Origin of the sequence: Bordetella pertussis 18323 (assembly GCF_000306945.1) — a bacterium.
Classification (GTDB): domain Bacteria; phylum Pseudomonadota; class Gammaproteobacteria; order Burkholderiales; family Burkholderiaceae_B; genus Bordetella; species Bordetella pertussis.
In genome coordinates this window covers 2615292-2633771 of the sequence record NC_018518.1, presented here as the reverse complement: position 1 = coordinate 2633771, position 18480 = coordinate 2615292, and the positions used below count along the sequence as shown (strand labels likewise).

General features: G+C 68.0%; 21 protein-coding genes and 1 pseudogene. 18 read left to right on the top strand and 4 right to left on the bottom strand.

The genetic code is table 11. The features are described 5' to 3' along the window. Positions 1–4: 4 nt before the first annotated feature. A pseudogene (pdxR, locus tag BN118_RS12380) lies at positions 5–1027 on the bottom strand (MocR-like pyridoxine biosynthesis transcription factor PdxR); the annotation flags it as partial. Positions 1028–1107: 80 nt separating this feature from the next. On the opposite strand from pdxR, the gene BN118_RS12375 reads away from it, so the two are divergent. From BN118_RS12375 to BN118_RS12325, 12 genes are all read left to right on the top strand, one after another. Then, the gene (locus tag BN118_RS12375; RefSeq protein WP_014905899.1) at positions 1108–1731 is read left to right on the top strand and encodes an FMN-binding negative transcriptional regulator; all 624 of its coding nucleotides are present in this window, start codon (positions 1108–1110) and stop codon (positions 1729–1731) included. 30 nt (positions 1732–1761) lie between these two features. Continuing rightward, complete coding sequence (locus tag BN118_RS12370; protein WP_014905898.1) at positions 1762–2373, top strand: LysE family translocator; 612 nt, start codon at positions 1762–1764, stop codon at positions 2371–2373. A gap of 35 nt (positions 2374–2408) precedes the next feature. Further along, positions 2409–2879, top strand: a complete 471-nt coding sequence (locus BN118_RS12365) for a DUF1801 domain-containing protein (RefSeq protein WP_010931018.1) — start codon at positions 2409–2411, stop codon at positions 2877–2879. 189 nt (positions 2880–3068) lie between these two features. Further along, positions 3069–3302 carry a hypothetical protein gene (locus tag BN118_RS12360; RefSeq protein ID WP_062762742.1) on the top strand — a complete coding sequence of 78 codons (234 nt, stop codon included), beginning with the start codon at positions 3069–3071 and terminating at the stop codon, positions 3300–3302. A 7-nt stretch (positions 3303–3309) separates the two neighbouring features. Next, on the top strand, positions 3310–4314 hold the full coding sequence (locus BN118_RS12355) for a M20/M25/M40 family metallo-hydrolase (RefSeq protein WP_019248147.1): 1005 nt from the start codon (positions 3310–3312) through the stop codon (positions 4312–4314). A 36-nt stretch (positions 4315–4350) separates the two neighbouring features. Further along, the gene (locus BN118_RS12350) at positions 4351–5865 is read left to right on the top strand and encodes an ABC transporter substrate-binding protein (RefSeq protein WP_014905897.1); all 1515 of its coding nucleotides are present in this window, start codon (positions 4351–4353) and stop codon (positions 5863–5865) included. Between the two features lie 3 nt (positions 5866–5868). Beyond that, complete coding sequence (locus BN118_RS12345; RefSeq protein WP_010931016.1) at positions 5869–6828, top strand: ABC transporter permease; 960 nt, start codon at positions 5869–5871, stop codon at positions 6826–6828. Between the two features lie 28 nt (positions 6829–6856). Beyond that, the gene (locus tag BN118_RS12340) at positions 6857–7660 is read left to right on the top strand and encodes an ABC transporter permease (protein ID WP_010931015.1); all 804 of its coding nucleotides are present in this window, start codon (positions 6857–6859) and stop codon (positions 7658–7660) included. A 1-nt stretch (position 7661) separates the two neighbouring features. Then, positions 7662–9296, top strand: a complete 1635-nt coding sequence (locus tag BN118_RS12335; protein WP_010931014.1) for a dipeptide ABC transporter ATP-binding protein — start codon at positions 7662–7664, stop codon at positions 9294–9296. Positions 9297–9379: 83 nt separating this feature from the next. After that, the gene (locus BN118_RS12330) at positions 9380–10441 is read left to right on the top strand and encodes a LacI family DNA-binding transcriptional regulator (protein ID WP_014905896.1); all 1062 of its coding nucleotides are present in this window, start codon (positions 9380–9382) and stop codon (positions 10439–10441) included. Positions 10442–10639: 198 nt separating this feature from the next. After that, positions 10640–10909 (top strand): hypothetical protein, encoded by a 270-nt coding sequence (locus tag BN118_RS19585; RefSeq protein WP_004567322.1) that lies wholly within the window; start codon positions 10640–10642, stop codon positions 10907–10909. A 3-nt stretch (positions 10910–10912) separates the two neighbouring features. Next, the gene (locus tag BN118_RS12325) at positions 10913–11437 is read left to right on the top strand and encodes a helix-turn-helix transcriptional regulator (protein WP_010931012.1); all 525 of its coding nucleotides are present in this window, start codon (positions 10913–10915) and stop codon (positions 11435–11437) included. An 8-nt stretch (positions 11438–11445) separates the two neighbouring features. On the opposite strand, the gene BN118_RS12320 is transcribed toward BN118_RS12325, so the two are convergent. Further along, positions 11446–11778, bottom strand: coding sequence for a MerR family DNA-binding protein (locus BN118_RS12320; RefSeq protein WP_224019493.1), 333 nt, complete (start codon positions 11776–11778; stop codon positions 11446–11448). A 74-nt stretch (positions 11779–11852) separates the two neighbouring features. On the opposite strand from BN118_RS12320, the gene BN118_RS12315 reads away from it, so the two are divergent. After that, a complete protein-coding gene (locus BN118_RS12315) occupies positions 11853–12803 on the top strand; it encodes an IS481-like element IS481 family transposase (RefSeq protein WP_005012067.1) in 951 nt (316 codons plus the stop codon). On the opposite strand, the gene BN118_RS12310 is transcribed toward BN118_RS12315, so the two are convergent. After that, the gene (locus BN118_RS12310; RefSeq protein WP_014905895.1) at positions 12800–13834 is read right to left on the bottom strand and encodes a metal-dependent hydrolase; all 1035 of its coding nucleotides are present in this window, start codon (positions 13832–13834) and stop codon (positions 12800–12802) included. The two genes, BN118_RS12315 and BN118_RS12310, sit on opposite strands and share 4 nt — an antisense overlap. 108 nt (positions 13835–13942) lie before the next feature. Here BN118_RS12310 and BN118_RS12305 point away from each other — a divergent pair, with 108 nt between their 5' ends. The 4 genes from BN118_RS12305 (at position 13943) to BN118_RS12290 (ending at position 16378) form a co-directional block, all read left to right on the top strand. Beyond that, complete coding sequence (locus BN118_RS12305; RefSeq protein ID WP_003816758.1) at positions 13943–14581, top strand: DedA family protein; 639 nt, start codon at positions 13943–13945, stop codon at positions 14579–14581. Between the two features lie 294 nt (positions 14582–14875). Further along, positions 14876–15103, top strand: a complete 228-nt coding sequence (locus BN118_RS12300) for a GNAT family N-acetyltransferase (RefSeq protein WP_019247724.1) — start codon at positions 14876–14878, stop codon at positions 15101–15103. A gap of 122 nt (positions 15104–15225) precedes the next feature. Then, a complete protein-coding gene (locus tag BN118_RS12295; protein ID WP_003820420.1) occupies positions 15226–15939 on the top strand; it encodes a class I SAM-dependent methyltransferase in 714 nt (237 codons plus the stop codon). Between the two features lie 256 nt (positions 15940–16195). Beyond that, a complete protein-coding gene (locus BN118_RS12290; protein ID WP_004567479.1) occupies positions 16196–16378 on the top strand; it encodes a hypothetical protein in 183 nt (60 codons plus the stop codon). A 99-nt stretch (positions 16379–16477) separates the two neighbouring features. Here the strand turns inward: BN118_RS12290 and BN118_RS12285 are convergent, their stop codons facing one another. Next, positions 16478–17074, bottom strand: coding sequence for a BPSL1445 family SYLF domain-containing lipoprotein (locus BN118_RS12285; RefSeq protein ID WP_010931004.1), 597 nt, complete (start codon positions 17072–17074; stop codon positions 16478–16480). A gap of 183 nt (positions 17075–17257) precedes the next feature. Between BN118_RS12285 and BN118_RS12280 the strand changes: the two genes are divergently transcribed. Beyond that, entirely contained in the window at positions 17258–18349 is a 1092-nt protein-coding gene (locus BN118_RS12280) for a hypothetical protein (RefSeq protein WP_010931005.1), read from the top strand. Positions 18350–18480 lie beyond the last annotated feature (131 nt).

Genomic DNA, 18480 nt, shown 5'->3' with positions numbered 1-18480 from the left:
ATTGAATCTTCACACCTAGCCGCAGACGTGGCGACAGGGCCTTGGAGACGGTGCCGACATAGATCACCCGGCCATCGGTGTCGATCGATTGCAAGGCGTCGATGGGACGTTGTCCGTAGCGGAATTCGCCGTCGTAGTCGTCCTCGACGATCCAGGCATCGTGGCGCCGGGCCCATTGCAGCAGTTGCCGGCGGCGGCCGATGGGCAGTACGCCGCCGAGCGGGAACTGGTGCGATGGCGTGACGTAGGCCAGCCGCACGCGCGCGGTGTCGGGCAGCTGTTCGGTGTCGAGGCCGTGCTCGTCCACGTCGACCGGCAGCAGGCGCGCGCCGGTGGCCGCGAAGCAGTGTCGCGCCATCAGGTAACCGGGGTTCTCGAAGACGAAGTCGTCGCCGGCATCCAGCAGCAGCCGCGCGCACAGGTCGATGGCCTGTTGCGAACCCTGCACGATGAGGATCTGTCCGGGTTCACAGGCTATCCCGCGCGCGCGCCGCAGGTAGCCCTGCAGCGCGCGGCGCAGCGCCGGCTCGCCCTCGGGCGGGGCGTAGCTCAGGCTGTGCGGCGGGCGCTGCAGGGCATGCTGATAGGCGCGCTTCCAGGCCAGGCTGGGAAAGTCGCGCGAGGCCAGCGCGCCGTAGAGGAAGTTGTAACGCACCGGCGGATGCGGCAGCGGCGCCGGCGTGCCGATATTTGCCACGCGCCGGCCCCAGGCGGACAGGGTGAGCGGGCGGCCGGCCGGCGGGCTGGCGGGCGTCGCGTCGGGGTCGGGCGCGGCCAGGGGGCTGGCGAGGCGGGCGGCGCGGCCAGGGGCGGTATCCAGGAATCCTTCGGCCGCGAGCTGTTCGTAGACGGCGGTGACCGTGGTGCGCGAGACGCCGAGCTCGGCGGCCAGGGCGCGGGTCGATGGCAGCGGCGCGCGGGCGGCCAGCGTGCCGTCGGCGATCTGGCCGCGCAGCAAGTCGTAGATGCGTCGGCCCGCCCCGTTGGGACCGCTGGGGCGGCTGGCGGGCTTGCCTGACTGGCCCATTTAAATACCTTTGAACTGGATCTTTTCATTATGCCGGTTTGGCGCCACAGTGACGCTATCCATTTTTTCGGCTGCCCGCCATGTATCTGCCCGCCCATTTCGCCGAAACCCGGCCCGAGGAACTTGCCCGCATCATCCGCGCGCATCCGCATGGCATGCTGGTCACCCAGGACGCCCAGGGACTGGACGCCGACCACCTGCCGTTCGAGTTCGATCCCGACGCCGGGCCGCATGGCACGCTGATCGCCCACGTGGCGCGCGCCAATACGCTGTGGCAGCGCTGTCCCGACGGGTCGGCGGTGATGGTCGTGTTCCGCGGGGCCGAGGGCTATATCTCGCCCAACTGGTATCCCAGCAAGCACGAGGCGCATCGGCAGGTGCCCACCTGGAACTACGAGGTGGTGCATGCGCACGGTACGCTGGCGGTGCGCGACGACGAGCGCTTCGTGCGCGGCGTGGTCGCACGGCTGACGCGCCGGCACGAAGCGGGCGAGCCGCGGCCCTGGAAGATGACGGACTCCACGCCGGAGTACATCGACAGCATGCTGCGCAATATCGTGGGTATCGAAGTCGCCATCACGTCGTTGGTCGGCAAGCGCAAGCTGAGCCAGAACAAGGACGAGCGCGATCGCCTGGGCGCGGTCCAGGCGCTGCAGGCGCGTGGCCAGGACACGCTGGCGCAGAGCATGGCGCGGGCCGAATGAAGCGGGCCCATCGCTGAACCCGGCACTGCCATGTCCCTGCTGGCCTTTCTGCTTGCCGCCGCGCTGCTGGCCATCACGCCCGGGCCCGGCATCGCCTATGTGGTCGCCCGCACGGTGGCCGGCGGCCGCGCCGAAGGACTGGCCTCGTGCCTGGGCACGGCGCTGGGCGGCCTGGTGCACGTGCTGGCGGCGGCGCTCGGCCTGTCGGTGCTGATCGTCGAGTCGGCGCTGGCCTTCAGCCTGCTCAAGTATGCGGGGGCCGCCTACCTGGTGTACCTGGGCCTGCGCATGTGGCTGCGCCCGCGCCCGGCGGCGGTGCGCGTCGTGGCGCCGCAGGGCGCGCGGCGCGCGCTGGCCGAGGGCGTGTTGGTCGAGGCGCTGAACGTCAAGACGGCGCTGTTCTTCCTGGCGTTCCTGCCGCAGTTCGTCGATCCCGGCGCGCCCCTGGCGCCGCAACTGGCGCTGCTGGGATGCATCTGCGTTACGCTCAATACCTTGGTCGATGTGATGGCGGTGGCCGCCGCCCATCGACTGCTGCGATCCGAGGCGGCTCGCGTTGCGCGCGCCCGCGTGCTGACGCGCGTGTCGGGAACCACGATGGTGGGCCTGGGCGTCTTTCTGGCGCTGGCGCGGCGAGACTAGCGGCCGGCGCCGCTGGCGCGCGACAAGGAGATGCGATGGCTGGCAAGCGTACCGAAGGATCAGGAAAGGGCGGCGCGAAGGCTGCCGGCAAGGGCGGGCTGGGCGAGGTCGTGCTGCTGTCTGGCGGCAATCCGCAGATCGCCAAGGGCTACGGCGATGCGCCCGTGCAGGCGTACATCGCGGCCATGCCGGGCTGGAAGCGCGCGGTCGGCGAACGGCTGGACGCGCTCGTGGCGCGCACGGTGCCCGGCGTCTACAAGGCCGTCAAATGGAACTCGCCCTTCTACGGCTTCGAGGGCGAGGGCTGGTTTCTCAGCTTCCATTGCATGACGAAGTACATAAAGGTCGCGTTTTTTCGCGGCGCTTCGCTGCAACCCCTGCAGCCGGGCGCGTCCAAGCAGAAGGATGTGCGCTACCTGGATATCTACGAAGATGCGCCATTCGACGAGGCCCGGTTCGCCGACTGGGTGGCGCAGGCCAGCCGGTTGCCGGGCGAGCGGATGTGAAGGCCCGCGGCCCGGACGCCGCGTAGTGATCGGCAGGTGCCTGTCCCCGCGGGGACAGGCACCTGGAGCATGGACATTCCAAGCAAACCCGCATCGGGAAAACCATGATGGACCGTCCCGCGGCCACGCTCGTACGATTCGTTAAATCGATTTACTAACGTCGTGAGAGAGGCCATGTCCAAGCAAGCCATGCTCGATGCCATCGAGGCCGAGCGCGAAGTGTTGATCGGGTTCCTGCAGGAGTTCGTGAGGGCGGCGTCGCCCAATCCGCCTGGCGACACGCGGGCCGCCGCGGCGGTGATCCAGGGGTTCCTGAGCGCGCGCGGCGTGCCGAACGAGCTGCTTGGCCCCCAGGAGAGCATGCCCAATGTGGTCAGCGAATGCGAGGGGGGGGGGGCGCGCCGGTCCGCGGCTGGTCTATAACGGCCACATGGATGTGTTCCCGGTGGGCGATGGCCATGGCTGGACGCGCGACCCGTGGTCGGGCGATATCGAGGAAGGCCGCCTGCACGGCCGGGGCACCTGCGACATGAAGACGGGAACCGCCGCCTCGGTGATCGCCTATGCCTACCTGTATGCGCGGCGTGCGCAGCTGGCGGGCAGCGTGGCGCTGACCGCGGTGTCCGACGAGGAGACGGGCGGGCGCTGGGGTACGCGCTGGCTGCTGGAAAACGACACGCGCTGGCGCGGCGACTGCGTGCTCAACGGCGAGCCGAGCAGCCTGGACACGATCCGCTTTTCCGAGAAGGGCACCTTGCGGTTGAAGTTCGAGGTGCTGGCCGCCGGCGCGCACGGCGCCTACGTGCATCGCAGCGAAAGCCCCACCCGCATCGCGGCCGCGCTGATCGGCCGCCTGGCCGAAGTGGAGGCGATCGAGCCGTCCCTGCCGGCGGCGCTGAAGGCGCACCTGCAGCGCGAGGACGTGCGCCGCGCGCTCGACGTGGCGATGGGCGAGGGCGCGGCCGACGTGGTCACGCGCACCACCTTGAACGTGGGCGTGCTCAACGGCGGGCTGAAGATCAACATGATCCCGGATCGCTGCGTGTTCGAGGTCGATATCCGCCTGCCCGTGGGCACCGAGCCCGACGTGGTGCTGGCCCGGCTGGAGGGCATCCTGGCGGAGTTCCCGCAGGCCTCGATGGAAGTGCAGCAATGGCACAGCACGCCGCCCAACGTCTGCGCGCACGATCATCCCATGGTGGATTTCATCGCCGACAATGCGCAGGCGATCGTGGGGCGCCGGCCGGTGGCCGTGCCATCGATCGGGTCCACCGATTGCCGCTACTGGCGCCGCAGCGGCGTGCCGGCGTACGTCTACGGCCCGGCGCCGGGCCGCATGGCGATGAGCAACGAGTCGGTCGACCTGGATGAGTTCATCGCGGTCGCCAAGGTCCATGCGGCGGCCGGGTGGGATTACCTGAACGGCGCTGCCTGAGAGCGGCCACGGCCGCACACAACACAAGGGGAATGCATGATGAGCAAGACGGGAAAGATGGCGGCCGCGCTGGCCGCGCTGTGCTTGAGCGTGGGCCTGGCCGGCGCCGCGCGGGCGGAGTCGACGCTGCAGGTGGCCCTGTCCACCAGCCTGAACAGCCTGGACCCCAACGTCACGACGCTGGGCGAGGAGTATGTGTTCAACGGGCTGGTGTTCGGCGGGCTGACCCGCATCGACGCCAACTCCAAGGTGGTGCCCGACCTGGCGGTAAGCTGGACGCCGTCGGCCGATCTGCGCGAATGGACGTTCAAGCTGCGGCCCGGGGTGAAGTTCCACCACGGCAAGCCGCTGACGGCCAGCGATGTGGTGTTTTCGTTCCAGCGCATCGTCGACCCGGCGACCGGCTCGCCCGGCCGCACCCAGCTGGAGGTGATGAAGTCGGTGGACGCGCCCGATGACGCCACGGTGCATTTCACCCTGACGCAGCCGTATGCCGATTTTCCCGGTTTGCTGACCGGCCGCCAGTTGCGCGTGGTGGCGCAGGATCGCATCGACACCATCAAGACCCAGCCCAGCGGGACGGGCCCGTTCCGCTTCGTGCGCTACACGCCGGGCGACCAGCTCGAGCTGGAGCGCAATCCCGACTACTACGACAAGGACCGCATCAAGATCGACAGGGTGGTGATGCGCGTCATGCCCGAGGCGGCCGCGCGCGTGGCGGCCTTGCGCTCGGGCAGCATCGACATGATCTGGAACCTGCCGCTGGAGACCATTCCGGACCTGAAGAAGGACGCCGCGGTGGTGGTGGACTCGGTGCCCAGCGCCAGCTGGGATGGCATCGTGCTGAACAACTCCAAGCCGCCGTTCAATGATGTGCGGGTGCGCCGCGCGGTGTTCCTGGCGCTGGACAAGAAGGAGCTGGTGAACTTCGCGCTGTTCGGCGAGGGCTCGCCCACCCACAGCCCGATCGCGCCGACCGATCCCGCGTTCAACAAGGATATCGGCTTTGCCCCCGACCTGGCGCAGGCCAAGCAGTTGCTGGCCGAGGCCGGCTATGCCAAGGGTTTCGCGGTGGACATCTTCGTGCCGGCGGGCCGGCCTTCGCGCGAACGGCTGGGCGTGGCCGCGCAGCAGCTGCTGCGGCCGCTGGGGATCAAGCTGAACGTGCAGCGGGTGCCTTACAACCGCTATTCGGCTGGCGTGGCGGGAATCGCGCCCATGTATGTGGATGGCTTTTTCGCCAGCCCGGTGATCGACGCGGCGACCTCGCCCTGGTTCTACAGCACGGGTTCGTGGAACGCGCGCATGTGGCATTTCTCGAGCAAGCGCGTGGACCAGGCGCTGGACGCGGCGCGCGCCAGCACCGACCGCGCCGAGCAGATCCGCCACTACCAGGATTTCCAGCGCGCGCTCACCGAGGAGGTGCCGGGCATCATCGGCTACGTGACCAACGTCGCCACGGCCTACCGCGCCGACATCAAGAACTACCACACCAATCCCTTCCTCTGGCTCGACCTGTACGACGTCGAGAAAACCGGCGGGGCGCGCTGAACCATGTGGGCCTATCTCGTCAGGCGACTGGGGCACGTGGTGTTCGTGGTCGCAGCCATGGCGGTGCTGATCTTCCTGATCACGCAGGCCATGCCCGGCAACGTGGCCTATACCATCGCGGGGCACTTCGCCTCGCCCGAGCAGGTCGCCGCCATCGAGGCCCGCCTGGGCCTGAACGATCCGCTGTGGACGCAGTTCTGGCGCTGGGCCGGCGCCGCGCTGCACGGCGACATGGGGCAGTCGCTGGTGATGGGCCGGCCCGTCGGCCCGCTGATCTCCGAGGCGCTGGGCCGCTCCGCGCTGCTCGCGGTGGCGGCCCTGGCGCTGACGGCCGCGCTGGGCATTTTCCTGGGCGTGGTGGCGGCGGTGCGCCATGGCCGCTGGCAGGACCGGCTGATCCTGGCGTTCTCGTGGCTGTCGATTTCGCTGCCGCAGTTCCTGATCGCCATCGTGCTGGTGCTGCTGGTGGCCGGCACGCTGGGATGGCTGCCCGCCACGGGGTATGTGGAGCTGTCCGCCGGCTTCGGCGCCTGGCTGTCGCACCTGGTGATGCCGGTCTGCACGCTGGTACTGGGCCTGGTGGCCCACGTGACCAGCCTGCAGCGCTCCAGCATGCTCGAGACCCTGAGCGCGCTCTATGTGCGCGCGGCCCGCGCCAAGGGCCTGCGCGAACGCACGGTGCTGTACCGCCATGCCTTGCGCAACGCGCTGATTCCCACCGTGACGGTGCTGGCGCTGGACTTCGGCATCCTGATGGGCGGCATCGTGGTGGTGGAGACGGTGTTCTCGTATCCCGGCCTGGGCCGCCTGCTCATCTTCGCCGTGGAGCAGAAGGACCTGCCCGTGCTGCAGGCCGGCGTGCTCGCGGTCACCGTCATCTATGCCCTGGCCAACCTGGCGGCGGATATCGCCTACGCCATTCTCGACCCCCGGATCCGCTATGGAAATCTCGACACCCATTGAAGCCGGCCGCGCCCGCGCGCCGCTGCCCATGGCCCTGGTCGTGGGCACCCTGATGCTGGCGGCCATCGTGCTGGTTTCGCTCGGCGCGCCCTGGCTGGCCCAATACGATTTCGACGCCATGGACGCCGCCGCGCGCATGCTGCCGCCGTCGCCGCAGCACTGGCTGGGCACCGACGAATTCGGCCGCGATGTGTTCAGCCGCGTGCTGTATGGCGGCACCACGTCGATCCTGCTGGGCGTGTCGGCCACCGCCCTCAGCTTCGTCGTGGGCGTGCCGCTGGGCCTGCTGGCGGGCTACCTGCGCGGCTGGATCGACGACACGGTGATGCGCGCCGTGGACATCGTCATTTCGGTGCCGCCGGTCATGCTGGGGCTGCTCATCCTGGCGTCCACCGATCCCAGCCTGTGGAAGGCCGCGCTGGCCGTGGGCATCATCTACACGCCCATCATGATCCGTCTGGCGCGCGGCATGACGCTGTCGCTGGCCAACGAAGAGTTCATCACCGCCGCCCGCGCGCGCGGCGAGGGGCTGGCCTGGATCCTGCTGCGCGAGATCCTGCCCAACGCCTTGCCGCCCCTGGTGGTGGAAGCGTCGCTGCGCGTCAGCTTCGCCATCCTGCTGGGCGCGGTGTTCAGCTTCCTTGGGCTGGGCACGCAACCGCCGTCCTCGGACTGGGGCCTGATGGTGGCCGAGGCGCGTCCCTACCTGGAGCGGGCGCCCTGGGTGGCGCTGTCGCCCGGGCTGGCGATCTGCCTGACCGTCATCGCCGTCAACCTGATGGGCGAGGGGCTGCGCAAGCGCCTGGACGCGCGCGGCGAGCAAAGGAACTGAGATGCACCAAGACACTATCCTCAATATCAAGGGCCTGGGCGTGCGCTACGGCCGCAACCAGGTGCTGCATGGCGTGGATCTGGCGTTGCCGCGCGGCGCATCGCTGGGCATCGTGGGCGAGAGCGGCTCGGGCAAGAGCACGATTGCCTGGACGGTGCTGGGCCTGTTGCCGCCCGGCGCGGCGGTCACCGCCGGCAGCGTGGTCTTCGACGGCGAGGACATCACGGGCGAACGCGCCGCCGGGCTGCGCGGCGACCGCATCGCCATGGTGTTCCAGGATCCCTTCACCGCGCTCAACCCCAGCCTGCCTGTCGGCCGCCAGATCACCGAGGCGCTGGTCGAGCGCGGGCGCGCCGATGCCCGCGCCGCGCGCGCCGAAGCGCTGCGGCTGATGGACGAGGTGCGCCTGCCGCGCGCCGGCACGCTGCTGGACGCCTATCCGCACCAGTTGTCCGGCGGCATGAAGCAGCGCATCGTGATCGCCACGGCGCTGGCCTGCTCGCCCGACTTGCTGCTGCTCGACGAGCCGACCACCGCGCTCGACGTCACGGTCGAAGCCCGCATCCTGGACCTGCTGGATGAGCTGCGGGTGCAGCGCGGCCTGAGCATGGTCTTCATCAGCCACAACATCGGGCTGGTCGAGCGCATGTGCTCGCGCGTGACGGTCATGCACGGCGGGCGCGTGCAGGAGGCCGGCGCGGCGCAACAGGTGCTGTGGCATCCCGCCCATGCCTACACGCGCAAGCTGCTGGCCGCCTTGCCGCTGCTGGAAAAGCGCGCGCCGGCCGTGCCGGCCGTCGGTGCGCCGATCGCGCGCGTGCGCGACGTGCGCCTGACATTCCGGCCCGCCCATCCGCTGGGCGGCTGGGCCAGGCTGCTGCGCCTGCCGCGCGCCGAAGGCGTGGCGGCCCTGGCCGGCGTGTCGCTGGAACTACGGCCGCGCGAAGTGGTGGGCCTGGTGGGCGAGAGCGGGTCGGGCAAGTCGACCCTGGGCCGCTGCCTGGTAGGCCTGCAAGCGCCGGATGCGGGCACGGTCGAGCTGTCCGACCACGATGTGTACCGCGCCAGCCCGGAGGTGGCGCGCCGGCTGCGGCGCCAGTCGCAGATGGTGTTCCAGAATCCCGACTCCTCGCTCAACCCGCGCCAGCGCGTGGGCGAGGTCCTGCGCCGGCCGCTGCAGCTGATGGGGCTGGACCGCCGCCAGCAGGATCGCCGCCTGGCCGAGCTGCTGGACCTGGTGCGCCTGCCGGCGGCCTACGCCGAGCGCTATCCGCACCAGCTCAGCGGCGGGGAAAAGCAGCGCGTGGGCATTGCCCGCACGCTGGCGCTGGAGCCTTCGGTGCTGGTGTGCGACGAAGCCACCTCGGCGCTGGACGTGTCGGTGCAGGCATCGATCCTGGAGCTGCTCAAGGACTTGCGCGACCGGCTGGGCGTGGCCATGCTGTTTATCTCGCATGACCTGGCGGTGGTCTCGCAGATATCCGACCGCGTGGTGGTGATGCGCCATGGCGCCATCGTCGAGCAGGGCCGCACCGACCAGGTGCTCAGCGCCCCGGCCCACGAGTACACGCGGCTGCTGCTCGACAGCGTGCCGGCTTTCGTGGCGCGCCGCGCGCGGGAGGCGGCCGTGGCCTGACAGCGGCCTTTGCGGGGGGCGGCGGCGGGCGGGCCTTGCCCCTATAATCCGACGCATGACTCAGCACCCGGGCGCATGACGCCATGACGACCAAGGCTACGGGCAACCGCAAGGTAGTCAAGATCGTGGACGTCGCCAAAGCGGCCAACGTCTCGCCTGCGGTCGTCTCGCGCATTCTCAGCAATGACAGCAAGCTGGTGGTGCGCGAAGAAACCCGCGCCCGCGTGCAGCAGGCCATCGAGGAGCTGGGCTACACGCCCAACCTGCAGGCGCGCGGCCTGCGCCTGTCGCGCTCCAATACGCTGGCCATGATCGTGCCCGAGCTCAACAGCCCGGTCTTTCCCGTGATCATCCAGGGCGCCCAGCGCGCCGCCTGGGAGCGTGGCTATTCGCTGCTGGTGGGCGGCATGGGCGGCGAGGAGGAGGACCCCAAGGTGGCCGGGCGGCTGTTGCGCAGCAACCGTATCGACGGCCTGCTGGTGATCACCGGCCGGCACGAAGCGCAGATGCTGCAGGAGCTGGCTACGCTGAACGCGCCGTTCGTGCTGGTCAACCGCTACCTCGACGATCAGCATCCCTACGTCGAACTCGACGAGCGCGGCGCGGCGGCGGCCATCACCCGCCATTTCATCGAACTGGGGCATCGCCGCATCGCCTTCCTGGGCGGCCTGCAGCGGCGGGTGGGCGAACGCCGCGTGGCGGGCTACGCCGACGCGCTGGCCGAGGCGGGCCTGCCCTGGGTGCCGCAGCTGGTGGTCGACGCCGGCTACTACAAGCCCGGCGGCGAGGACGGACTGCGCCAATTGCTGGCGCTGGACGAGCCGCCCACCGCGGTGGTGGCCACCAACGAGATCGTGGCCGCCGGCGCGATGGCGGCCGCGCACCGGCAGGGCGTGCGCATTCCGCGCGACCTCTCCATCGCCAGCTTCTCCGACGGCATCGTGGCCGAACTGCTGAGCCCCGCGCTGACCGCCGTGCGCTTTCCGCTGGAGCGCATGGGCTACCTGGCCACCGCCATGCTGGTCGATATCGTCGAGGGGCGGGGCGAGCCCCAGGCGGGCCTGTGCCTGCCGCACGAGAGCGTGATCGTACGCGACTCGACCGCCCGGCCGCCCGGCCGCAAGGCGCGCGCCGCTACTCGCTAGGCACCGGGCCGCAGGCCCGGACAGCGTGCCGAAACCGTCACTCCTGCCCTGGGCAGCCGGCCCGATTCCTGGCATTTTCATGCCTGGACGGACACGGCTCGAATGGCACGCATGGCGCATCCAGGGGTCGGAATCGTCGTAATCGAAGGGTTGTCAGTTGACATCCTCAACGGATCGCCTCAAACTGGAAAACACCGCATGACACGTTGCCCGCACCCAGACAAAGACGTCGACGCCGCGCTCAAGCATGCCGAGGCGCACGGCTGGTACATCCGGCGACGGGGCGGCCATGCCTGGGGGCGCATGTACTGCCCATACAACGACAGCGAATGCCGTTGCGGCGAGTTCTGCATCACCAGCATCTGGAGCACCCCCAGGAACCCGGGCCACCACGCGCGCGCCCTGCGGCGCGTGGTGGATAACTGCGCCAGGCATCGCCGGGCGCATGCGTGCCGCAGCAAGGAGTAACCCATGGAATATCTCTTCACCCTCAAATACCAGCTGGCCGACGCCGACAGCGACCTGGACGCTTTGGTCGAGCGTCTGGGCGAGGCCGGCTGCGACGACGCCCTGGTGGGCATGGGCCTGCCCGGCCGCCTGGTGCTCGAATTCACCCGCGAGGCCGACAGCGCCGAGGCGGCCGTGCGCAGCGCGCTGGCCGACGTGCGCCGCGCCATGCCCACGGCGGCGCTGATCGAGGCCGCGCCCGACCTGGTCGGCCTGACCGACGTGGCGCAGATCGTCGGCGTGTCGCGGCAGAACATGCGCAAGCTGATGCTGGCGCACCCCGCCACCTTTCCGGCGCCCATCCACGAGGGCAGCGCCTCGCTGTGGCACCTGGCCGACGTGCTGGGCTGGCTGCAGGCTCGCGGCGGCTATCCGCTGGCGCAGGCCACGCTGGATGTGGCGCGCATGGCGCTGAAGGTCAATGTGGCCAAGGAGGCGCGGCGCCTGCCGCGCTCGGCCGGCGCCGGCCTCGACGCCCTGGTGGGATGACTTGCCGTCTATGGCCTGGCGGGCGCGCGCTTGCGGGGCGAGCGCGGCGCCGCGCTCGTTGACGCCGGCCGCCGGCTGCTCAACGCGCCGGCCGCCGCCGCCTTGAGCAGCCGCTTGAAGGTCGGGCATTGCGCATGGCTGGGGGCGGGGCATGCGGCGGCGTGCCGCAGCCCGCGGCTCATGGCCTGCAACTGCTTGACGGTGGCGTCGATGTCGTCGGCCTTGGCCAGCAATACCTGCCGGTCCACCCGCGGCGCGCCTTGCGGCGACAGCATCGCGCGTATTTCGTCCAGCGACAGGCCGCCGGCCTGGCCTAGCTGTGAAGATTCAATAGGTTGTATGCATGGTTCATCCGAACCGGATTTGAGAAACTGGAAATCGCCGACCCCCCAGTTCACTCAAGGAGCCCGGCCGGATGAACACCCATAAGCATGCCCGATTGACCTTCCTACGTCGACTCGAAATGGTCCAGCAATTGATCGCCCATCAAGTTTGTGTGCCTGAAGCGGCCCGCGCCTATGGGGTCACCGCGCCGACTGTGCGCAAATGGCTGGGCCGCTTCCTGGCTCAGGGCCAGGCGGGCTTGGCCGATGCGTCCTCGCGCCCGACGGTCTCGCCCCGAGCGATTGCGCCGGCCAAGGCGCTGGCTATCGTGGAGCTGCGCCGCAAGCGGCTGACCCAAGCGCGCATCGCCCAGGCGCTGGGCGTGTCAGCCAGCACCGTCAGCCGCGTCCTGGCCCGCGCCGGTCTGTCGCACCTGGCCGACCTGGAGCCGGCCGAGCCGGTGGTGCGCTACGAGCATCAGGCCCCCGGCGATCTGCTGCACATCGACATCAAGAAGCTGGGACGTATCCAGCGCCCTGGCCACCGGGTCACGGGCAACCGACGCGATACCGTTGAGGGGGCCGGCTGGGACTTCGTCTTCGTGGCCATCGATGACCACGCCCGCGTGGCCTTCACCGACATCCACCCCGACGAGCGCTTCCCCAGCGCCGTCCAGTTCCTCAAGGACGCAGTGGCCTACTACCAGCGCCTGGGCGTGACCATCCAGCGCTTGCTCACCGACAATGGCTCGGCCTTTCGCAGCCGCGCCTTCGCCGCGCTGTGCCATGAGCTGGGCATCAAGCACCGCTTTACCCGACCTTACCGCCCACAGACCAATGGCAAGGCCGAACGCTTCATCCAGTCGGCCTTGCGTGAGTGGGCTTACGCTCACACCTACCAGAACTCCCAACACCGAGCCGATGCCATGAAATCCTGGCTACACCACTACAACTGGCATCGACCCCACCAAGGCATCGGGCGCGCTGTACCCATCTCCAGACTCAACCTGGACGAATACAACCTATTGACAGTTCACAGCTAGTTCTCCGCCTGGCGCGCCCACCGGGCCAGGGGCAAGGGCTGGCTGCCGACGATGCGCGCCAGGGTCAGCCGCATCTGCTCCCAGTTGCCGCGATCGCTGGGCCAGCGCCGCGGCGTGACCGCGCGCCAGCGGTCGCCGTCGCGCTCGGCCATCACGAAACGGAACGTGTAGTAGCCGGCGATTCCCATGCGCAGGTCGGTAACCACCAGCGCATCGCTCAGGGCGTCGTAGCGCAGCCAATCGTTGGTGAACCAGCGCAGGCGCTCATGCAGCGGGACGCCGGCCAGCGCCTGGCCGACGTCAGTGTGCAGGGGCAGGCGCGCCATTTCCGGCGGCTGGCGATCGAAGCGGCCGCTGACGGCCTCGTAGTAGGCGCCGTCGCCAGTCTTGGCGATGACCCGCCACAACAGGGTATTGAAGGGCATCGGCGTGGCCAGCACCGCCTCGACCTGTTCGCCGCGCTCGCGCAGCGCCGCCGTCACGCTGGTTTCGGCCTGGAACCTTCCGGTCAGCGCCACCAGCAGATAGGCCGCGCCGAACAGCACGGTGGCCGCCAGCCCCCGGCACGTCGCCGGCGTCATGCCGCGCCATGCGGCCACCAGCACGGCAGCCAGCATGGGCACGGTATAGACCGGATCGATGATGAACACCGCCGACCAGCTTTCGGGCACCAGGGGAAAGGGCCAGAACAATTGCGTGCCGTAGACGGTAAAGGCGTCGAGGACCGGATGCGTGACCAGCACCAGCAACAGCGTTGCGAACAGGCGCCGGCCGCTATAGGGCGCATCGGACCATCGGCGCCGTATCAGCCAGGCCATGACGGCGGCCAGCGCAGTCAGCACCAGGATGGAATGCGAGAATCCGCGATGGTAGGTCATCAGCGACACGGGGTCGGGATAACGCATCAGCACGTCCAGGTCCGGCAGCGTTCCCAGCAGGCCGCCGTACAACAAGGCCTTGCGCCCCTGGCTGCGCCCCAGCATCGACCCCTGGATGGCCGCTCCCAGCACGACCTGTGTCACTGAATCCATATAATTTCTTCTTTGCTCAATTCCTGAAACATCCACGATCGCGCCGTGCGCGCCCCGCGGCCAGGCGTTAAGATACTAGATTGATTTATCGACGGTTTTGTTTTCCGCATGCAAGCATACATAGACCGGATCGGCGACTTCATCCAGGCCAACCAGGATTGGGCCGGTCCGATCACTTTCCTGCTGACCTTCGGCGAGTCCATGGTCCTGGTGGGGCTGCTCATTCCCGCCACGGCGCTGATGCTGCTGACCGGCGGCCTGATCGGCGCCGGCACGCTGTCGCCCTGGGGCGTGCTGGCCTGGGGCATCGCCGGCGCCATCGCGGGCGACGCTGTGTCGTACGCGCTGGGCCGCTGGCTCGGCCCGGGCGTCATGCGCCGCTGGCCGCTCAATACCCAGCGCAGCGCGGTGGCGCGCGCCCGCCTGTTCTTCTACCGCTATGGCTTCGCCTCGGTACTGATCGGCCGCTTCCTGGGGCCGATCCGCTCCACCATTCCCACGGTGGCGGGCATCATGGGCATGCACCATCTGCGCTTCCAGTTGGCCAACGTGCTGTCGGCCGTCGCCTGGCTGCCGCTGATGCTGGCTCCCGGCTACATTACCGCGCGCGGCCTGGGCGCCATGGATAACGCACAGCATATCGGCCTGGCCGCCGGCATGGGCGCCTCGGTGCTGATCGGCTGCTGGCTGCTGGTCGCCGTCATGCGCAAGCGCCGCCAGCCGGCGCGCGCCAACCGCCGCCCGTGACGGCCCCGGCCCGACCCTCCTCACCGAACCGGAGATCCCGCAGCATGGCCATAGACGGCGAACCCAAGAACGGCGATTTCGCGCGCTACATCGAAGAGCTCAGCCGCACCGGCGGCGCGCCCGGACAGGTACTGCCGGCGCAACGCGCGCCGGCGGCGGCGGCCCAATCCGGGGTGGCCGGCAAGCTGTCGGAGCTGACCTGGGGCAAGCGTCCCGAGCGCACGGCCCCGGCCCCCCTGCCCGCCAGCGGCGCCGAACTACCTGCTGCACGAGAACACCTCGACCCTGGCGCCGGTGTGCTACCTGCAGGATCTGTATGTCGACCCGCAGGCGCGCGCCCAGGGCGCCGGGCGGCGCATGCTGGACTGGCTGGTGGACGAGGCCCGGACACGCGGCTGGTCGCGCCTGTACTGGAACACCCGGGAAAACAACTATCGCGCCCGGGCGCTGTACGACCAATACACACCGCATAGCGGGTTCGTTCGCTACGTGGTGCACACCAGCCCGCCTAAACGCGCCTAGGTTATTGCCCGGATCGGGAAAATTCGGTGCCGCATCGCCGTGCATCGGTTCTTGCATGCGACGCAATCGGCGCGCTATTGTTAAAGCGTTTGTCAGTTGTCCATTCACCTAACGGAGCGCCGATGGCCCCGTCTTCCCATGAGTGGACCGACACGCTGAAAGATGTCTATACAGCGCGCGCGGCCAACGCCGACCTGAATGCGCGCTACATCCCTCTGCTGCCGGTCAATCAACGTATTCAACACGAGCGCGATCGCGCGCTGGCCAACATGCTGCGGCAGCACCTGTCGGTGCCGCCGGCGCAGGCTCGCGTGCTGGAGGTCGGCTGCGGCTCGGGCAGCAATCTGCTCGACCTGATTCGCCTGGGCTTCGATCCCGCCAACCTGATGGGCAATGACCTCATGGACAGCCGCGTCGAACAGGCGCGCCACCGCCTGCCGCAGGCCGTCCCCATCCTGGCGGGCAATGCCCTGGACCTGGACCTGGAGCGCGAAGGCTTCGACGTGCTTTATCAATCGACCGTGTTCACGTCCATCCTGGATGCCCAGGCGCGGCGCGATCTGGCGCAACGGATGTGGCACTGGACCAAACCAGGCGGCGGCGTGCTGTGGTACGACTTCGCCTACAACAACCCGCGCAACCCGAATGTGCGCGGCGTACCGCTGCGCGAAGTACGCGCGCTGTTCCCCCACGCCCGCATCCACACCGCCAGGGTCACGCTGGCCCCGCCCTTGGCGCGTCGCCTGCCCGCCACACTGTACGCACCTGTCAACAACCTGTGCCCGTTCCTGCGCACCCATTTGCTGTGCTGGATCGGCAAACCCGCCGCGCCCTGACCACGGCGCGCCGCACAATCGGCGCCGGGCCTGCCCTGGCAACACTTTTTTCCCTCCTCCCATCATCCGTTGCTGCAGCGCGGCGCTGGAGCGCGCCTGCCATGCCTTGCCGCGGCGCGCCGGCGCCCGCCCATCCGCCCCTGGAAAACCCTCAGACACTTCCTACACATTGAGGCGCACAATGGGGACACAAGAACAGCAAGCCGTAAACAACGGGACGTCCTACGCCAAGCTGGCATGGACGCTAGGAGGCAACATGGAATACGTGGCAGTTTTTTCGTCGTTGGCGATACTGAGTATTCTGGCGCTGCTTGCCAAGACGATTCAGTCCGCCGGTAGTGAAACGCTGGTCAAGATTTCTGCAACGGTCATCAGTTCGACCTTCGCCTTCCTGCTCATCATCCCCATCGCGTTCGCGATGTTCATGTCCCTGGAATGACCGCCCCCCTGGGGCGCAGAGCGAGGCGCCCGCGCGCCTGTCCACGCGCGCACGGGCCGAGGAAGCGTGCCGGACTGCCCACGGGCAGCCCGGCGCGGACTACAGCTCCAGTTTGTTGATCTTGGCGCCTTCGATCGACACGCCCGCCATCAGGCCCGCGTTGTTGAGTACGAAGCCTACGATCGGCTGCTTGGCCGTGTTGGTATCGATACGGCCGTTGGCCCCTATGGTGGCGACCGCCACCGACGCATCGGCGCCCGCCGTCCAACCGCTGCTCTGGCGGAATTGCGCCAGCGCCTCATCGGTCATGAACAACAGCACGTAGGCGCGCGACTGTGCCCCCGCCTGCAGTCCCACCGAACCGCTGGTGGTGCTGTAGTAGCCCGCATTCTTGCCGCCCGTGCGCAGCACGCCCTTGCCATGCTCGCCGCCGACGATGAAGCTGGCGCCCATCACCGACGGGAACACCAGCACGCCACGCGCGCGCTGCACCAGATCCTTGGCCTGCGGCGAAGCGGTGTAGAGTTTCGACAGCGTCGCGTCGGCGCCGGCGTTGATCTCGTTGCGCTGGTCGGCCGTCGCCGCCTGGTTGTTGGGCGTGGTCGTCGTGCATCCGGTAAACGCCAGGCCGGCGACGGTAATCGCCGCAGCCGCCCATCCGGCGCGACGCATTCTGGGGAGGTTTTCGATCATCATCAAACTCTCCTTCGGGTTGTGGGGGATTTTCCACTGTAGTCCTGTCTGCGCAGCCGCGCTTAACCAAACGTGTAATGGCTTAACCACAAGCCACCGTGGCCTCGCCCCTTCCCGTTGCCCTGCCGCTGCGCGTCAGCGCGAAAAAACTCTCGGGCACACTAGAGTTGAACGGCCGTTCCGCTTATGCTGCGTGGCATGAAAAAAAGCACCTGCTTCGCGGTTCACCTTGTCGCCACCGCGCTTGTTGTCATCGTCGCTCTGGCTTGGCCCTCGTTTCCGACACGTCTCATCAGCGTGCATTTCGCCGATGGCCGGCTGGAAGTCAACTTGAACAGCAACGCCGAATTCTCCTATGCGATTCTTGCCGACGTGCCGGCCTCCATTGACGCCACAGCCCTCGAATCACTGTCGCTAAAGCCGAGCGAAGAGGGATCGATAGTTCTGCCAGCTCCCGAACCTGCCAATCGCGAATACTCGATTATCGTCATCAAAGGGAAAGACTGGTTCGAACTGGTGCGCCAACCAGAAGCCTGGCTGCGGGCAAAGTTCAGATTCGAGCAACGTGGCGGGTACACCGTATTGGGACGTCGAACTGTCAATATCGACACCGAGTCCACATACTCGCCGCGCCCCTTGGTGCTAAGTCATACCCCTACGCTCCAAGTCGGGCAAGTCGACTCATTTCCATATCCCGCAATTGGACTTGCGGTCGCGTTGCTGGAATTCCTGTGGGAAAAACCAGTCATGCAAGGTCCCACGACGCTTTCATATCGGGAATTCGTAAAACAGCCCCTCACCGAAAAGCTACGGGCAGTTCAAGAGGGGCGTTTTTCAGTTCAATGCGCGGGTTTCCGTGAATTGTTCGTGCACGCTTCCACTGGCATCAAGGGCCTGAAGGTACGCCCCGTGGACGCCTACGGATCAGATCCGCAACTCCCCGGGCTGACCTCGTATAGCCATGCCGCGACGGAAGTTTGGGTTGAGCAGCTAAATAAATGGGTACTTTTTGACCCATGGAATGGCATCTTCGTAGAACGCGACGGCATCCCTGTCAGCGCCAATGAGATGTCAACGCATAGCGCCGATCAGCTTTCTATTGTCCCAGTCATGGAGTCGATTCCCAGGTTCCACGTCGACGAACACGGGCAGACGAAAAAGGTGGATTACGATCCCAAATCTCTCAGCCTGACCTCATTCACCTGCGTCGACGCTGGCTGCCAGCCTGGATATCAGCAGTACTTCAAGATAATCCGCCTACGCGACGTACATCTATAGTTCCGCGCCGGCGTTGGATTCTGCACTGCCAGTACGGCCTGAGATTCGCGCCCGCTGCGTCGATACCGAACCGGTGACCCAGCCCAATCAATGACCGCTCGCAGCGTCTTGGGCGCGTTCGGGAGTGCCTG

What these genes read in the sequence shown, in the direction of transcription:
- BN118_RS12375 (WP_014905899.1), top strand. Translation starts at nt 1,108, where the DNA reads ATGTATCTGCCCGCCCATTTCGCCGAAACCCGGCCCGAGGAACTTGCC.
- BN118_RS12370 (WP_014905898.1), top strand. Translation starts at nt 1,762, where the DNA reads ATGTCCCTGCTGGCCTTTCTGCTTGCCGCCGCGCTGCTGGCCATCACG.
- BN118_RS12365 (WP_010931018.1), top strand. Translation starts at nt 2,409, where the DNA reads ATGGCTGGCAAGCGTACCGAAGGATCAGGAAAGGGCGGCGCGAAGGCT.
- BN118_RS12360 (WP_062762742.1), top strand. Translation starts at nt 3,069, where the DNA reads ATGCTCGATGCCATCGAGGCCGAGCGCGAAGTGTTGATCGGGTTCCTG.
- BN118_RS12355 (WP_019248147.1), top strand. Translation starts at nt 3,310, where the DNA reads ATGGATGTGTTCCCGGTGGGCGATGGCCATGGCTGGACGCGCGACCCG.
- BN118_RS12350 (WP_014905897.1), top strand. Translation starts at nt 4,351, where the DNA reads ATGATGAGCAAGACGGGAAAGATGGCGGCCGCGCTGGCCGCGCTGTGC.
- BN118_RS12345 (WP_010931016.1), top strand. Translation starts at nt 5,869, where the DNA reads ATGTGGGCCTATCTCGTCAGGCGACTGGGGCACGTGGTGTTCGTGGTC.
- BN118_RS12340 (WP_010931015.1), top strand. Translation starts at nt 6,857, where the DNA reads ATGGCCCTGGTCGTGGGCACCCTGATGCTGGCGGCCATCGTGCTGGTT.
- BN118_RS12335 (WP_010931014.1), top strand. Translation starts at nt 7,662, where the DNA reads ATGCACCAAGACACTATCCTCAATATCAAGGGCCTGGGCGTGCGCTAC.
- BN118_RS12330 (WP_014905896.1), top strand. Translation starts at nt 9,380, where the DNA reads ATGACGACCAAGGCTACGGGCAACCGCAAGGTAGTCAAGATCGTGGAC.
- BN118_RS19585 (WP_004567322.1), top strand. Translation starts at nt 10,640, where the DNA reads ATGACACGTTGCCCGCACCCAGACAAAGACGTCGACGCCGCGCTCAAG.
- BN118_RS12325 (WP_010931012.1), top strand. Translation starts at nt 10,913, where the DNA reads ATGGAATATCTCTTCACCCTCAAATACCAGCTGGCCGACGCCGACAGC.
- BN118_RS12315 (WP_005012067.1), top strand. Translation starts at nt 11,853, where the DNA reads ATGAACACCCATAAGCATGCCCGATTGACCTTCCTACGTCGACTCGAA.
- BN118_RS12310 (WP_014905895.1), bottom strand. Translation starts at nt 13,834, where the DNA reads ATGGATTCAGTGACACAGGTCGTGCTGGGAGCGGCCATCCAGGGGTCG.
- BN118_RS12305 (WP_003816758.1), top strand. Translation starts at nt 13,943, where the DNA reads ATGCAAGCATACATAGACCGGATCGGCGACTTCATCCAGGCCAACCAG.
- BN118_RS12295 (WP_003820420.1), top strand. Translation starts at nt 15,226, where the DNA reads ATGGCCCCGTCTTCCCATGAGTGGACCGACACGCTGAAAGATGTCTAT.
- BN118_RS12290 (WP_004567479.1), top strand. Translation starts at nt 16,196, where the DNA reads ATGGAATACGTGGCAGTTTTTTCGTCGTTGGCGATACTGAGTATTCTG.
- BN118_RS12285 (WP_010931004.1), bottom strand. Translation starts at nt 17,074, where the DNA reads ATGATGATCGAAAACCTCCCCAGAATGCGTCGCGCCGGATGGGCGGCT.
- BN118_RS12280 (WP_010931005.1), top strand. Translation starts at nt 17,258, where the DNA reads ATGCTGCGTGGCATGAAAAAAAGCACCTGCTTCGCGGTTCACCTTGTC.